This window comes from Herbinix hemicellulosilytica (assembly GCF_002904165.1).
GTDB classification, from domain to species: domain Bacteria; phylum Bacillota; class Clostridia; order Lachnospirales; family Lachnospiraceae; genus Mobilitalea; species Mobilitalea hemicellulosilytica.
This window is the reverse complement of the sequence record NZ_CVTD020000027.1, coordinates 42,228-56,912: the sequence shown is the minus strand read 5'-3', so window position 1 is coordinate 56,912 and position 14,685 is coordinate 42,228. Positions and strand designations below refer to the sequence as shown.

Below are 14,685 nucleotides of genomic sequence, written 5' to 3'. Positions count from 1 at the left end.
CCCTCCTTTTGAAGTATAATTTACTTAATCTAAACATTTTTGACGAAGGGAATGGATATTATGAATTTACTCCTGTCTTTATTTGGTGCCGTGGCTCAGGGCTTGACATGGACTACATTTGCTCTCGGAGTTTTTATTACATTTAGAATTTTAAATATAGCAGATCTTACCTGCGAAGGAAGTTTTGCCCTGGGAGGAAGTATCAGTTCGGTCCTGGTTGTTGTCTTTGACTGGAATCCTTACATAAGCTTATTAGTTTCTTTGCTTGCCGGTATGGCTGCCGGAACTGTTACCGGTCTTTTACACACTAAACTTAAAATTCCTTCCATTTTGTCCGGTATTCTCACTATGTTCGGCTTATATTCAATAAATTTAAAAATAATGGGACAACCCAATGTTTCGCTTATAGGTAAGCCGACTATGATTTCCGTTATAAAGGATATGTTGCCATCAGCAACCGAATTGGGTATCAGGGATTATACGCTTCAAACCTCCGTTGTTTTTGTGGTAAGCATAATTTTTTCGGTAGCAACCATAGCATTTCTTTATTGGCTCTTCGGTACTGAAATCGGTTGTTGTGTCAGGGCTACGGGAAATAATGAAACCATGGTAAGGGCGCAGGGAGTTAATACGGATATGACAAAAATAATAGGCCTTGCAATCAGTAACGGCTTTATCGCTTTATCCGGAGCACTGGTTACTCAAACCCAAGGTTATGCTGACGTATCAATGGGTCAGGGAGCTATTGTTATAGGCCTGGCATCTATAGTTTTGGGAGAAGTCCTGTTTTTCAAGGCTAAAAATTTTGCCGTAAAGATGACTGCAATTATGTGCGGTTCTATGCTTTACAGGATAATTATTTCCATGGTTCTTCGCCTGGGCTTTGATACAAATGATATGAAGCTGTTTACCGCTGTTGTGGTCGCTATAGCCTTGTCTATCCCTAATTTCCTGGATAAAAAAAGGGTATCTGTACGTAAGGAGGTACATAAATAATGCTTAAACTAGAAAATATATATAAAACATTTAACAAAAATACAGTCAATGAAAAATTGGCAATAAACGGCCTGTCATTACATCTTAAAAAAGGGGATTTTGTTACGGTTATCGGCGGCAACGGAGCAGGAAAATCCACTATGCTTAACCTTATTGCCGGTGTTTATCCTCCGGACAGCGGTAAGATACTGCTTGACGGCGAACCCATAACAAATCTTCCGGAATACAAAAGGGCCAAATATTTGGGCAGGGTATTTCAAGATCCTATGATGGGTACCGCAGCAAATATGGAAATACAGGAAAATTTGGCTTTGGCCTACCGGAGAGGAAAACGCCGAGGACTTAAATGGGGAATAACAAAAGAAGAAAAACAACTTTATATGGAAATGTTAAAAAACCTTGATTTGGGCCTGGAAAGCAGAATGAGTACCAAGGTAGGACTACTTTCCGGAGGGCAAAGACAGGCATTAACTCTTCTTATGGCTACATTACAGCAACCAAAACTTCTGTTACTTGACGAACATACGGCTGCACTGGACCCTAAGACTGCCGAGAGGGTCCTGGAGCTTACACAACAGATTGTAACCGCCAATTCCTTGACAACCTTAATGGTAACCCATAATATGAAGCATGCCATTCAGTACGGAAACCGTTTAATTATGATGTATGAAGGAAATATAATTTATGATGTAAGCGGAGAAGAAAAGAGCAAGCTTAAAGTGGCGGATCTTTTGCAGAAATTTGAAAGTGTCAGCAAAGGTGAGTTCGCAAACGATAGGATGATTTTATCATAATAATTCGACAGATTTAAACAGTTTATCTAATTGAGAGAATTCTATTGTTTTTTAATATGAAATATATTAATATTATAGTAAGAAGGAATTATTTTTTTAGCCACGTTCGAATGATGCTATGAACAAGGAGAATGATAGGTGTTTTTCAACGGACGAAAAACAATAGGTGTATTTATCTCTCAAATTAACGGTGAGTTTCAGGAGCGCCTAAGCAGGGGCATTTCTTTACGGGCTCGGGAGCTTGATTATAACGTTGCTTTTTTTACCAATTTTGAAAGTTACGGTAAAAATGAATACGACAAAGGGGAAATGAAGATAGCTGATTTGCCAAGCTACGAGGACCTTGACGGTATCATTTTAGCTCCTGATACTATGGCCATAGAAGGATTGGAACAAAAAATAAGGGAGAATATTCGCAAAAGAAGCCATTGCCCTGTTGTTAGTGTAAGAAGAAGAATAGATGAGTATTATAATGTTTTAGTTGACGATTATAAGGTTCTGGAGCAAATAATCAGGCATTTTATCGTAGACCACGGAATGACAAGGCTGAACTTTTTGGCAGGGCCTAAAGGTTTTCCTGATTCTGAAAAAAGGCTTGAATGTTATAAAAGGATACTGGCAGAATACAATATACCCGTTGAAGAAGAAAGAATATATTACGGGGATTTTTGGAAGAGAAAGCCTAATGAGGCCGTTGATTATTGGCTGTCTTCTTCCATGGAACTGCCACAAGCCATTATATGCGCCAACGACTATATGGCTATCACCGTTATACAGGCATTGGAAAGACATGGCTTATCGGTACCGAAAGACATTGCAGTCTCAGGATGCGATAATACAATAGATGCATCCGAATTCTATCCCTCTATAACAACAGCTTTGGTTCCGGTTGATTTGATGGGCATGGAAGCGGTAGACAAGATTGACCGTATTAACCGCGGGATTAAGGAAAAAAAAGATTCATACATAGAAACGAAAACAATATTCAGAGAATCCTGCGGGTGTAAATACAAGGCAGAATCCGAAAAGAAAGGCCGTAACAGAAGGCTGTATACTAGAAATGAGGCTTTGCAAAGGGAAGTAACCAGAAATGCATATATGTCAGCCGATCTAACCGGAATTACAAAATTAGAAGAAATAGACAGCAGGCTCAGATATTATGTATACGAAAATATAGGTTTTACAGATTTTTATATGTGTCTTTACAAGGATTGGCTGAGTATAAAAGAAGATGAAGCGGATATTGAAAGAAGCCGGGATGAAGAAATGATTATGGAAGTGGGGATAAAAAACCGTGTGGACTACAGCAAAATAAAATTTCAAAGAAAATATTTAATTCCCCCACAGTTTGTTGATGATAAACCTTTAATATATTTCTTTACCATGCTTCATCATCGTGACATAGACTTTGGATATGTGGCTATAGCATTTGAAAAAATTCAGACATACATGATTACATTCCAGGCATGGATGATAAATGTAAGCAATGCTTTGGAGAATATCAGGGTACATAACGAATTGAAAAGGCTTGTCTATAAGCTGGAAGATATGTATATCAGGGATGAACTGACAGGTCTTTATAACAGGAGAGGACTTGAAACCCTGGGCGAAAAATATTTAAAGCAGGCGGTTGAAAAAAAGGTTAAACTTATGGTTATGACCGTCGATTTGGATAAATTAAAAATGATAAATGATAATTTTGGCCACGCAGGAGGAGATATTGCATTAAAGACAGTGGCTGATGCTTTGGCATATGCGGCTGACGACGATGAAATATGTATACGTTTTGGCGGTGACGAATTTATAATAATAGGGCTGGAATATAATGAAAATAAGGGAAAAAGGTTTATAAAAAGGTTTATAGAAGAGCTTGAAAAATTTAATCAAAGCGGCAAATATAATTTCAATGTTTATGTAAGCTATGGATGGAGCCTTATTCAGCCTGATGAAAATACTACTGTCGAAGAATGCTTGGTAGAAGCTGATGTAAATATGTACAAGCAAAAACATGAGAAAAAGGCTTTAAATATAAAAGGAAACATTTTGTAATAAAATTGACAAAAAGTCTCGGCCGGATATTATATTAGGTTGAGACTTTTTCAATATTTATGAAATGTAAAAAGATGAGATCATAATAATTTTACCAAAGAAGTATTCAATTAGGGTATAATATAATTATTGAATTTCGGACAATAAAAGGCAAGACATAAGAAAGGACCGAATATTATGCCAAAAATTTTTATTATTATAGGGAAAAGTGCATCCGGTAAGGATACCATATATAAAAAACTTTTGGAAAATAAGGAATTAGGCTTAAAGACGGTTGTTATGTATACAACCAGACCCATAAGGGTCTCGGAAACTGACGGAGTGGAGTACCATTTTGTAGATGAAAAAAAGTTTGAAGAACTTAAAAATCAAAATAAAATAATTGAACATCGTTCGTATAATACCGTACACGGTATATGGCGTTACTTTACGGTCAATGACGGACAAATAGACCTTGATAAGAATGATTATCTGATGATGGGGACTTTAGAAAGCTACGGGCAAATCAGAGACTATTTCGGCCATGATAAAGTCATTCCCATCTATATTGAAGTAGATGACGGCACAAGGCTTATGAGGGCTTTACTAAGAGAGCAAAAACAGGAAAATCCAAAATACACTGAACTGTGCAGAAGATTTCTTGCAGACAGCATAGATTTTTCGGAAGAAAATATAGCTGCCTATGGTATAAAAAAGAGATACCAAAACACAGATATCGATAAGTGTATTCAGGAAATAACAAACGATATAAAATATTACATCGGAAGAAAGGTTATTATATAAACATACTGTAAACCCTAGGTGAATTGTGGTATAATCACAATACACGGATCAGCTTACCCAATATTACAAAGGAGCAGCTTATGGATATAAAAGTAAATCAATTGCAACAGGTGTATCAACCTACAAATAAGCCGACGGTTCAGCAATCAGACGGTTCTTTTAAGTTTACTTTGATTTCTCAGATAGAAGATCAAAATCTTCAGGCCAGACTTAATCTTATGCTTGAAGAAATAACCGCCCAGGGCAAAAAACTTGGAAAACGTATGGACATAAGGGATATGAAGCATTACAGGGAACTGATCAGGGGTTTTTTAAACGAGATTGTAAGCCGGTCACATAAGTTTACAAGAGAAAACTTCCTTGACAGAAAAGGCAGGCACAGAGTATATACCATGATAAAATTAGTCAACAAAGAACTGGACGAGCTGGCGGCTGAACTTATAAAAGACGAAAAAGACCATATTCTGATATTAAATAAAATTGATGAAATAAGAGGGATGTTAATAGATTTGTTGACTTAAATTTTATAGGAGTGTTTAAATGCAGGATTTTAATCAAATAATAGGACATAAGAGGATTATAAAACATTTGCAAAACGCCATTAGGTTAAAAAAAGTTTCCCATGCATATATCTTACACGGAGAAGAAGGCATGGGCAAAAAAACTTTGGCCTTGTCATTTGCAAAAACACTGCAATGTACAGAAGAGGGCTTAAATTCCTGCAATAAATGCAAGTCATGCATACAGGCAGACAGCAGAAATCATCCGGATATTTTGTGGATAAACAATGAAAAAAGCAGCATTGGTGTGGATGAAATCCGGACTAGGATAAATGCGGACATTATGGTTAAACCGTATCAAAGCCGCTATAAAATATATATTATTGAAGAAGCAGATAAAATGACGGAAAATGCCCAGAATGCCCTGCTAAAAACAATAGAAGAACCGCCTGAATATGCGATAATTATTTTACTTTGCTGCAATATCAATACGCTTTTACCTACTATTCTGTCCCGATGTGTTATTTTGGATCTAAAGCCTGTAAATAAAGAATTAATCAAAGAACTTTTAATGTTAAAATATCGGATACCTGATTATAAGGCGGAAATAGCAGCAAATTTTTCGGGCGGAAATGTGGGCAAGGCTATAAAGTATGCATCTTCGGAGGATTTTGAAAAGAAAAAGGAAGACATATTCCATATACTTAGATATTTGGATGATATGGAACTTCATGAGATTATATCCGGTATAAAGACGATATCTGAGAATAAAGAGACTGTTTTTGAATACATCGATATCATGCTGCTTTGGTTCAGAGATGTTTTAATTCTGAAGGCAAGTAATGATCCGAATTTAATGCTTTTTAAAGATGAATATCAGATTATTAAGAAACAGGCTAATACCAGAAGCTATGACCAAATTGAAAATATCATCAAGTCTATGGATGAGGCAAAAGCTAAATTAACAGCCAATGTTAATTTAGATATAACAATAGAATTGATGTTACTTCATATAAAGGAGAATTACAATGGCTAAAGTTATAGGAGTAAGATTCAGGAAAGCAGGAAAAATATATTATTTTGATCCTGCAGGTTTTGATATAAATGTCGGCGATAATGTAATTGTTGAAACAGCCAGAGGAATAGAATACGGCAAAGTGGTTTTGGGATTAAGGGAAATAGAAGATGAAAAAATTATTCAGACTCTTAAACCAGTGATAAGAAAAGCTACTCCTGAAGATGATGAAATAGAAAGAAGAAATAAAGAAAAGGAAAAAGAGGCATTTAAGATTTGCCTTGAAAAGATAAAAAAACACGGTTTGGAAATGAAGCTTATAGATACTGAGTATACATTTGATAACAATAAAATATTGTTTTACTTTACTGCTGACGGAAGAATTGACTTCAGGGAACTGGTCAAGGATTTGGCATCGGTCTTTAAGACCAGAATTGAACTTAGACAAATCGGGGTGAGAGATGAAACCAAAATTATGGGAGGTATTGGCATATGCGGAAGGACCCTTTGCTGCAACTCTCATCTGTCGGAATTTACGCCGGTTTCAATTAAAATGGCCAAAGAGCAAAATCTTTCCCTTAACCCGACTAAAATATCAGGTGTATGCGGAAGGCTTATGTGCTGCTTAAAAAATGAGCAGGAAGCTTATGAGGAACTGAATGCTAAACTTCCTGACGTAGGTGATATTGTTACTACCAATGATAACCTGCAGGGTGAGGTTCAAAGCGTCAGCGTATTAAAACAGTTGGTAAAAGTGATTGTAACTTTGGAAAATGACGAAAAGGAAGTTCGGGAATACAAGGCGGAAGACCTTATATTTACTCCGAAAAAGAAAAAGGAGAAAAATAATAATAACATTGAAGACGAAGAATTAAGAGAACTGGAACTGTTGGAGAAAGAAGAAGGTAAATCCCTTCTTGATGATGAATAATATGGATAATTTAAATATAATTTTGAAGCCCGGCGAGAGATTGGACGAGCTTCACAGAAATGATTATAAAATAATTCAAAGTACAAATCAGTTTTGTTTTGGAATGGATGCCGTACTTCTGTCCGGTTTCGCCAAAGTTCTATCCGGCGAAACCGTGCTTGATTTAGGAACGGGAACCGGTATAATTCCCATCCTTTTGGAGGCTAAAACACCGGGCAGACATTTTACAGGGCTGGAAATTCAGGAAGAAAGCGTCGATATGGCAAAAAGAAGCGTCATTCTAAACAAACTGGAAGATAAAATTGATATTGTGTATGGTGATATCAAGGAGGCCTCTAAAATATTTGGTATGGCTTCCTTTGATGTTGTTACCAGCAATCCTCCATATATGAACCACAGCCATGGTCTTGTAAATCCGAATTCGGCAAAAGCCATAGCAAGACATGAGATTTTATGTACTCTGGAAGATGTGGTACGGGAAGCCGCCGGGGTTCTTAAGCCTAACGGAAGATTTTATATGGTTCACAGACCCTTTCGGCTGGTTGATATTATTAATACATGCTGTTTGTATAAATTGGAGCCTAAACGCATGAGATTGGTTTATCCTTATATAAATAAAGAACCCAATATGGTGCTGCTGGAATTTGTGAAAGGCGGCGGAAGAAACCTTTTGGTAGAGGCCCCCTTAATTGTATACAAAGAACCGGGATATTATACGGAAGAAATCCTGGAAATATACGGGTACAATAAAAAGTAAACAACTAAATTATGACAGGTATTACTGTAGCGGATGGGAAGGTATGGTAAATATGGCCGGGAAATTATATATTTGTGCGACCCCAATCGGCAATCTGGATGACATTACCTTTAGGGTAGTTAAAACATTAAAGGAAGTAGATCTGATTGCTGCCGAAGATACAAGACACAGTCGGAAGCTTCTTAATTATTATGAAATAGATACACCTGTAACAAGCTATCATGAACATAATAAAAAGGAAAAAGCCAGGTATCTTATAGAGCTGTTATTATCCGGAAAAAACATTGCACTGATAACCGATGCAGGGACCCCTGCTATTTCAGATCCAGGTGAGGATCTGGTAAAAATGGCTTACGAAGCAGGGATTGAGGTTACTTCTCTACCCGGCCCCTGTGCTTTAATAACCGGACTGACTCTATCGGGACTTTCAACAAGAAGATTTGCATTTGAAGCTTTTCTTCCGGCCGATAAAAAAGAAAGGCAAAGAATTATCGGAGAACTTATTAATGATACCCGTACAATTATATTGTACGAAGCGCCCCACAGGCTCTTAAAGACATTGAAAGAATTATATGAGACTATGGGGGACCGGTCGATTGCTGTTATCAAAGAATTAACCAAAATTCACGAAACAGTATTAAGAACCCGTATTTCAGATGCCATTGCCATATATGAGCAGGAAGAACCTAAAGGAGAATATTTAATAATAATTGAGGGAAAATCTGTTAAAGAAATCGAAGCTGATCAGCAAAACTTGTGGGGGGATAAAACCATTATAGAGCATTTGAAGGTATACACAGATCAGGGGTTTGATAAAAAAGAAGCAATGAAAATGGTTGCAAAAGACAGAGGAATAAGCAAGAGGGACGTCTATAAGGCAGTAATAGACGGAAACGATTGCTAAGAAATCTGTCTTTTGGAGGTGTAGCAATGAATAAGGAATTATTTATACGGAATAAAAAACTATGGGTTATAGTATTGACGGTTTTTCTTTTACTTATTGCCGGCCTTATAACATATAACACTTATATGTTAAGGAGAAGGTATGAAGAACAGGCTGTAATGGCACAGGAATATTTGGAGGCCGGAAGTTATGAAGAAGCTATTGAGGCTTACCTGAAAGCTATGTCAATGAAATTCGGAAACAAAGAAGCCTTGGCCATAGGCCTGGCGGAAGCATATGCTGGTATTCATAATTATGACAAGGCTTTAGAGGTATTAAGAAACAGGTATGAAGAAAGAAAATCAACATCAGTTAAGGAAAAGATAGAAGAAATTACGGCAAGAAAAGCCGATTACAATTTTTATCAGTTAATTTCATACGGAGACACTTTCTTTTCCAACGGAGAGTATGAAAAGGCTATTAAAGAATATGAAAAGGCCAAACTGATTAAAAGTAAGGAAGAGATAATATATTTAAAAATTGTGGATTCCTATATTGCCTTAGAAAATTATGATATGGCAAAAGAAGAAATACAGGAAGGAATGGCTTTAACGGAATCGGTTAAATTAGATGCAAAACTGGAATTTGTAGAAGAAAAACTAATAGAAAAAAAATATGATGAAATTTTAAATCAGGCATCGGAATATATATATCAGGAAAACTATGAAGAAGCACTAAATAATTATGCCGAAGCCATAAGGCTAATGCCGCAGGTCGATACGGCATATAATCAGATGGCTGAACTGTATTTATCCCTGAATGAATATGATACAGCAAGAGCCATACTTAGTAATTACTTAAGGAGTTATAAAAGTCAAACTGCCCGGGAATTGCTTGATAAAACCAATGAGCTCATTCGGCAAAAACAGGAGAAGGAAAGGATATTAAACGAGCTTTATATTGCTTTAAATGTGGCCGATATCGAAGAAGTAACAAGAATTATGAAAGATGAATTTTTTATAAATGTGATAGCTCCGTTAGCACCTTATTATTTCAGTCCTTCCGGTGATGTAAAACTGCCCATGGCATACGGTATGATGATATATGATGAGAATAATGTCTATGCCGGGGGTTTCAGGGACGAAATGAAAGAAGGGATAGGAATTCAGTTTATAATGAATCCCGATAAAGAAACCGGTTGGTATTATTATCAGGGAGAATGGAGCTATAATATGCCAAACGGGATGGGTAAAACGGTTGAAGAAAAATACGTAAGGGATAATGAAGGAAATCAGGTAAAACAGACCGTAAAAACCAGCGGCATGTTCACAAACGGACTTGAAGACGGGCAAATGCAAAAAGTTTTCTATGAAAATGACGAAGAAAAAGGGTATGTAAGTTATACCGCGGATGAGGGAATACCAAGGCTTTATCTAGATGAAAACGGACAGGAAATTACGGATCTTCCGGGTTATTATGTGATCGGAAAGATATATCATGACAACGGACCTACGGGTGAATATTACAGTATAAAGGCCGGTACAAAATTTTCGGTGAAATTAAATTATGAATGATATAAATTCGGGGTGTCCCTTAATTGGGACACCCCTTTGATATTTTGATTATGTACTATTCGATGATTCCGGCTAATTTTGCCAGCTCAATAATTGTTTCTTTGGAAACTTTCTTATCGCGATATTCGATAAGATTTTCTTTGCTGCCCGTGAAAATATCGACAGGTTCATATTTCTGAAGAATAATACGACCTTCATCGACATAAATTTCAAGGGGATCTCTTTCACCAATGTCCAAAGTTCTTCTAAGCTCGATAGGAAGTGTTATTCTTCCCAGCTCATCGAGCCTTCTTACAATGCCTGTTCCTTTCATAATAATTGCCTCCTTTTATCAGGTATATTGGGATATTGCTATACACTTGTCGAAATAGCCAATATAGGCTTACATTTTTTGTATATAGCATTTATATACATTACCACAGTATATTTTTAATGTCAATTAAAATAATTGTCAAAAGATAGCACATTTTAAACAATATATGTAAAAGGGATTCAAACCCCACTATAATTATTTGCAAGAATCTGAGAACATTTTTATCGGATTATTGAATATAGTTTATTAAAAGATAGCATAAAGGCGGATTTTTAAATGTTAAATTATTTATGGGGCTTTATGATACTTATAGGTATTGTTGTAGGAGCATTAAAAGGTAATATCGCCGATGTAAGCAATGCAACAATTAACTCCTCAAAAGAAGCCGTTTCTTTGTGTATAACTATGCTTGGAATAATGGCTATGTGGACAGGTATGATGCAGGTGGCAAAAAAATGTGGATTGGTTGCATCCTTTACGAAAGCTCTTAGGCCGGTTATCCGCTTTCTTTTTCCCGATTTGCCCAAAGGGCATATTGTCAATGAATATATTGCATCAAATATGATAGCTAATATCTTGGGACTCGGTTGGGCAGCCACTCCCATGGGCTTAATGGCTATGCGAGAATTAAAAAAGCTGAACGGGAACAGAGAAACTGCAAGCTGTGACATGTGTACCCTGTTGATTGTAAATATTTCTTCACTTCAGCTGATTCCGGTTAATATAATTGCTTACCGGAGCCAGTATGGATCCGCAAATCCTGCGGAAATTTTGATGTCGGGAATAGTTGCCACAAGCATATCTACATTGGCAGGAGTTATTTTTGCAACCGTAGCAAGAAAATTAAGCAAGTTAAAAGAAAGAAAACGCTAAAAAGAAAATTGGTTTTCAAAAAGCAGAATGAAGATTTTTATTAAATTAATGGAAACCGTCTTCAGACACTTTATAATGACAAGAAACAGATAAGCCTGTTAGCATGAAAAGATAATATATAGCAGAACTTGGTTTATTATTAGTAAAAAAATATAAATGAGAATAATATCAAAAGGATAAAAAGGTATAGCTATATTAAAGAGGGGATTTATATGAATTTCATTGTATACATATCAGACTATATAATACCTTTTATTTTCTTTTATGTAATAGGATTAGGTCTGCTTACAAAGACACATATTTTTGATGAATTTATCGAAGGGGCCAAGGAAGGCTTTAAAGTGGTTTTTGATATTTTACCAACATTAATCGGCCTTATGGTTGCTATAGGAATTTTAAGGGCTTCAGGGGCTTTAGACCTTCTTTCAGGTCTTTTAAAACCTATAACGGATAAGCTGCATTTTCCTTCGGAACTTTTACCCGTAGTTTTGGTAAAAATGTTTTCGTCATCGGCAGCCACAAGCCTTCTATTGGATATTTTTAAAGAGTATGGGCCGGATTCTTATTTGGGAAGGCTGGTTTCAATTATTTTAAGTAGTACGGAAACCATATTTTATACAATGGCGGTTTATTTTATGGCTGCAGGGGTTAAAAAAACAAGGTATACTTTAGCCGGAGCCCTGTTTGCCACACTGGTAGGTACGGTAGCAAGCGTGATTATAACAAATATAGTTTTTTACTGATAGCTTTACAGTTTCGGGACTTGTAATGTTTGCATAATGTAATAAAAAGAGGTAAAATCTATAAAAAGAAAGCATACATTACCATTAAATACATGAAATATATATTTATATGGGACTTCTAAAAAAGGAGGGCAAAGCTATGTCCATATTAGGTGCCTTTATTGTTCCTCATCCGCCTTTGATAATACCCCAGATTGGAAAAGGGGAAGAAAAGAAAATTCAAAAAACCATCGACAGCTATCATGAAGTGGCAAGGAGGATAGCCGAACTTAAACCCGATACAATTATCATAACAACACCGCATTCGGTTATGTATTCCGACTATTTTCATATATCTCCCGGAAGCGGGGCAAAAGGGGATTTCAGACGGTTCGGAGCCAGGGATATTTCTTTTTCGGTTGAATATGACGAAGAATTTGTAAAAGAACTTGAAGCTTTGGCGGAAAGAAAGCGATTAGATGCCGGCACCATGGGAGAAAGGGAACCGAATTTGGATCACGGAACCATGGTACCGCTGTTCTTTATAAACCAATATTTAAAGGAGTATAAATTGGTTCGCATCGGCCTGTCAGGCCTTTCGGTTTTGGACCATTACCGGCTTGGCAGATGTATAAAGGAAATATCGGACAAGCTAAACAGAAGAATAGTATTTGTAGCCAGCGGTGACTTATCCCATAAGCTTAAAGAAGACGGCCCTTACGGATATGCCGAGGAGGGGGTTCGCTTTGACAAAGAAATAACCGAGGCTATGAAAAACAGCAATTTTCTTAAATTTTTAAAATTTTCACCCGATTTTACGGAAGCTGCCGCAGAATGCGGTCTTAGGTCATTTATCATTATGGCAGGAGCCTTAAGCGGGCTGAAAGTAGAGGCGGATTTTCTGTCGTATGAAGGTCCGTTTGGTGTAGGTTACGGTATATGTGCCTATAAAATAACAGGTGAGGATGATACAAGGCATTTTGATATTGCTTTTAAGGAAGAACAGGCTAAACTTTCCAAGGTAAGGCAAAAGAATGAAGATGCTTACGTAAAACTTGCCAGACTGTCGCTTGAAACCTATGTTAAAACAGGAAAATATGCAAAGATTCCCGAAGGTCTTCCGGATGAAATGACAAAAAAAAGAGCGGGTGTATTTGTATCCCTGAAAAAATACGGCCAGTTAAGAGGCTGTATCGGGACTATATCGCCGGTTACGGGAAGCATTGCCGAAGAGATAATCAGAAATGCCGTAAGTGCCGGACTTAATGATCCCCGTTTTCCTCCGGTAAGTAAAGATGAACTGGATGATTTGTCTTATAGTGTGGATGTGTTGTCTGAACCGGAACCGGTATTGTCAATAGATGAACTGGATGTAAAAAGATATGGAGTTATAGTTAGTTCCGGAAGAAAAAGAGGTTTGCTTCTTCCGAACCTGGAAGGAGTTGACACCGTGGAAAAGCAAATATCCATAGCAAAGAAAAAAGCGGGAATAAAAGACAACGAAGAAATAAAAATCGAGCGTTTTGAAGTGGTAAGGCATAAATAACGTACCTAAAGAAGGATGGGAGGTACAAAGGTGGTGAAGGTGCAGTGCAATGTATGCCCCCACGGCTGTAAACTTAGTGAAGGCCAAACAGGGTTTTGCGGGGGCCGGGCTTGCCGGGGAGGAAAGGTAATTTGCGAAAATTACGGAAAGATTACTTCTTTAGCCTTTGACCCGATAGAAAAGAAACCGCTGTATCATTATTATCCCGGAAGCAAAATATTGTCTGTCGGGAGTTACGGCTGTAATCTGAGATGCCCTTTTTGCCAGAACTGTGAAATATCTATGGCTAAAGAAACGGATATAGATTATATTAATATAAGCTGCGAAGAATTGGTTGAAAAAGCTAACGAACTTAAAGTAAGGGGTAATATCGGCATAGCTTATACTTATAATGAACCTCTGATAGGTTACGAATTTGTAAAAGACTGCGGACTTCTTGCAAAAAAAAGAGGCCTTAAAAATGTGCTTGTAACAAACGGGTATATATGTGAAGAACCTCTCCGGGAACTTCTTGATATAGTAGATGCCTTTAACATAGACCTTAAAGGTTTTACGGATAAGTTTTATAAAAAGCTTCAGGGAGATTTGGATACGGTTAAAAACACCATTAAAATTGCTGCCAAAGCCTGTCATGTGGAAGTAACAACCCTTATAGTTCCCGGCGAAAATGACAGTGAAGAAGAAATTGAAGCCTTGTCAAAATGGCTATCCAAAATCAGCCCCGATATACCCCTTCATATAACCCGCTTCTTCCCTCGATGGAAGATGTCAGACAAAGAGCCGACTCCGGTAAAAACCGTATATCGTCTGGCGGATGTTGCCCGTAGGAATTTAAGATTCGTCCATGAAGGAAATTGTTAAGAGTGTCAGGTACCTGGTACAAAATTGTGGCAAAATTGTAAAGAATTGTTAACAAACGGAAGCAGTATTGTTTTATAATAAAAGCTGT

15 protein-coding genes are annotated in these 14,685 nt (G+C 37.0%); 14 read left to right on the top strand and 1 reads right to left on the bottom strand.

What is annotated here, in order from left to right; translation table 11 throughout:
• Positions 1–60 precede the first annotated feature (60 nt).
• From HHT355_RS12300 to HHT355_RS12255, 10 genes are all read left to right on the top strand, one after another.
• Complete coding sequence (locus tag HHT355_RS12300; RefSeq protein WP_103203742.1) at positions 61–996, top strand: ABC transporter permease; 936 nt, start codon at positions 61–63, stop codon at positions 994–996.
• Entirely contained in the window at positions 996–1,790 is a 795-nt protein-coding gene (locus tag HHT355_RS12295; protein ID WP_103203741.1) for an ABC transporter ATP-binding protein, read from the top strand. The genes HHT355_RS12300 and HHT355_RS12295 overlap by 1 nt, the downstream gene beginning before the upstream one ends.
• A 138-nt stretch (positions 1,791–1,928) precedes the next feature.
• Positions 1,929–3,839 (top strand): substrate-binding and GGDEF domain-containing protein, encoded by a 1,911-nt coding sequence (locus HHT355_RS12290; protein ID WP_103203740.1) that lies wholly within the window; start codon positions 1,929–1,931, stop codon positions 3,837–3,839.
• A gap of 177 nt (positions 3,840–4,016) precedes the next feature.
• A complete protein-coding gene (locus HHT355_RS12285; protein ID WP_103203739.1) occupies positions 4,017–4,622 on the top strand; it encodes a nucleoside/nucleotide kinase family protein in 606 nt (201 codons plus the stop codon).
• A gap of 80 nt (positions 4,623–4,702) precedes the next feature.
• The gene (locus HHT355_RS12280) at positions 4,703–5,143 is read left to right on the top strand and encodes a YaaR family protein (protein ID WP_103203738.1); all 441 of its coding nucleotides are present in this window, start codon (positions 4,703–4,705) and stop codon (positions 5,141–5,143) included.
• 19 nt (positions 5,144–5,162) lie between these two features.
• Positions 5,163–6,158 (top strand): DNA polymerase III subunit delta', encoded by a 996-nt coding sequence (gene holB / locus HHT355_RS12275; protein WP_103203737.1) that lies wholly within the window; start codon positions 5,163–5,165, stop codon positions 6,156–6,158.
• Positions 6,151–7,068 carry a PSP1 domain-containing protein gene (locus tag HHT355_RS12270; protein ID WP_103203736.1) on the top strand — a complete coding sequence of 306 codons (918 nt, stop codon included), beginning with the start codon at positions 6,151–6,153 and terminating at the stop codon, positions 7,066–7,068. Before holB ends, HHT355_RS12270 begins: the two co-directional genes overlap by 8 nt.
• A gap of 1 nt (position 7,069) precedes the next feature.
• The gene (locus HHT355_RS12265) at positions 7,070–7,825 is read left to right on the top strand and encodes a tRNA1(Val) (adenine(37)-N6)-methyltransferase (RefSeq protein ID WP_103203791.1); all 756 of its coding nucleotides are present in this window, start codon (positions 7,070–7,072) and stop codon (positions 7,823–7,825) included.
• Between the two features lie 52 nt (positions 7,826–7,877).
• On the top strand, positions 7,878–8,729 hold the full coding sequence (gene rsmI / locus HHT355_RS12260) for a 16S rRNA (cytidine(1402)-2'-O)-methyltransferase (protein ID WP_103203790.1): 852 nt from the start codon (positions 7,878–7,880) through the stop codon (positions 8,727–8,729).
• Between the two features lie 26 nt (positions 8,730–8,755).
• Positions 8,756–10,282, top strand: a complete 1,527-nt coding sequence (locus HHT355_RS12255; RefSeq protein ID WP_103203735.1) for a tetratricopeptide repeat protein — start codon at positions 8,756–8,758, stop codon at positions 10,280–10,282.
• 55 nt (positions 10,283–10,337) lie between these two features.
• On the opposite strand, the gene HHT355_RS12250 is transcribed toward HHT355_RS12255, so the two are convergent.
• On the bottom strand, positions 10,338–10,595 hold the full coding sequence (locus tag HHT355_RS12250) for an AbrB/MazE/SpoVT family DNA-binding domain-containing protein (protein ID WP_103203734.1): 258 nt from the start codon (positions 10,593–10,595) through the stop codon (positions 10,338–10,340).
• 276 nt (positions 10,596–10,871) lie between these two features.
• On the opposite strand from HHT355_RS12250, the gene HHT355_RS12245 reads away from it, so the two are divergent.
• From HHT355_RS12245 to amrS, 4 genes are all read left to right on the top strand, one after another.
• Positions 10,872–11,468 carry a nucleoside recognition protein gene (locus HHT355_RS12245; RefSeq protein ID WP_103203733.1) on the top strand — a complete coding sequence of 199 codons (597 nt, stop codon included), beginning with the start codon at positions 10,872–10,874 and terminating at the stop codon, positions 11,466–11,468.
• 212 nt (positions 11,469–11,680) lie between these two features.
• Positions 11,681–12,211: a spore maturation protein gene (locus HHT355_RS12240; protein ID WP_103203732.1), complete on the top strand. Its 531-nt coding sequence runs from the start codon at positions 11,681–11,683 to the stop codon at positions 12,209–12,211.
• A gap of 139 nt (positions 12,212–12,350) precedes the next feature.
• Entirely contained in the window at positions 12,351–13,736 is a 1,386-nt protein-coding gene (amrA, locus tag HHT355_RS12235; protein WP_103203731.1) for an AmmeMemoRadiSam system protein A, read from the top strand.
• Positions 13,737–13,769: 33 nt separating this feature from the next.
• Positions 13,770–14,597 carry an AmmeMemoRadiSam system radical SAM enzyme gene (gene amrS, locus HHT355_RS12230; RefSeq protein WP_103203789.1) on the top strand — a complete coding sequence of 276 codons (828 nt, stop codon included), beginning with the start codon at positions 13,770–13,772 and terminating at the stop codon, positions 14,595–14,597.
• The last annotated feature ends 88 nt before the right edge of the window (positions 14,598–14,685 follow it).

What these genes read in the sequence shown, in the direction of transcription:
- HHT355_RS12300 (WP_103203742.1), top strand. Translation starts at nt 61, where the DNA reads ATGAATTTACTCCTGTCTTTATTTGGTGCCGTGGCTCAGGGCTTGACA.
- amrA (WP_103203731.1), top strand. Translation starts at nt 12,351, where the DNA reads ATGTCCATATTAGGTGCCTTTATTGTTCCTCATCCGCCTTTGATAATA.
- holB (WP_103203737.1), top strand. Translation starts at nt 5,163, where the DNA reads ATGCAGGATTTTAATCAAATAATAGGACATAAGAGGATTATAAAACAT.
- HHT355_RS12255 (WP_103203735.1), top strand. Translation starts at nt 8,756, where the DNA reads ATGAATAAGGAATTATTTATACGGAATAAAAAACTATGGGTTATAGTA.
- HHT355_RS12295 (WP_103203741.1), top strand. Translation starts at nt 996, where the DNA reads ATGCTTAAACTAGAAAATATATATAAAACATTTAACAAAAATACAGTC.
- HHT355_RS12250 (WP_103203734.1), bottom strand. Translation starts at nt 10,595, where the DNA reads ATGAAAGGAACAGGCATTGTAAGAAGGCTCGATGAGCTGGGAAGAATA.
- HHT355_RS12240 (WP_103203732.1), top strand. Translation starts at nt 11,681, where the DNA reads ATGAATTTCATTGTATACATATCAGACTATATAATACCTTTTATTTTC.
- HHT355_RS12245 (WP_103203733.1), top strand. Translation starts at nt 10,872, where the DNA reads ATGTTAAATTATTTATGGGGCTTTATGATACTTATAGGTATTGTTGTA.
- HHT355_RS12265 (WP_103203791.1), top strand. Translation starts at nt 7,070, where the DNA reads ATGGATAATTTAAATATAATTTTGAAGCCCGGCGAGAGATTGGACGAG.
- rsmI (WP_103203790.1), top strand. Translation starts at nt 7,878, where the DNA reads ATGGCCGGGAAATTATATATTTGTGCGACCCCAATCGGCAATCTGGAT.
- HHT355_RS12280 (WP_103203738.1), top strand. Translation starts at nt 4,703, where the DNA reads ATGGATATAAAAGTAAATCAATTGCAACAGGTGTATCAACCTACAAAT.
- HHT355_RS12285 (WP_103203739.1), top strand. Translation starts at nt 4,017, where the DNA reads ATGCCAAAAATTTTTATTATTATAGGGAAAAGTGCATCCGGTAAGGAT.
- HHT355_RS12270 (WP_103203736.1), top strand. Translation starts at nt 6,151, where the DNA reads ATGGCTAAAGTTATAGGAGTAAGATTCAGGAAAGCAGGAAAAATATAT.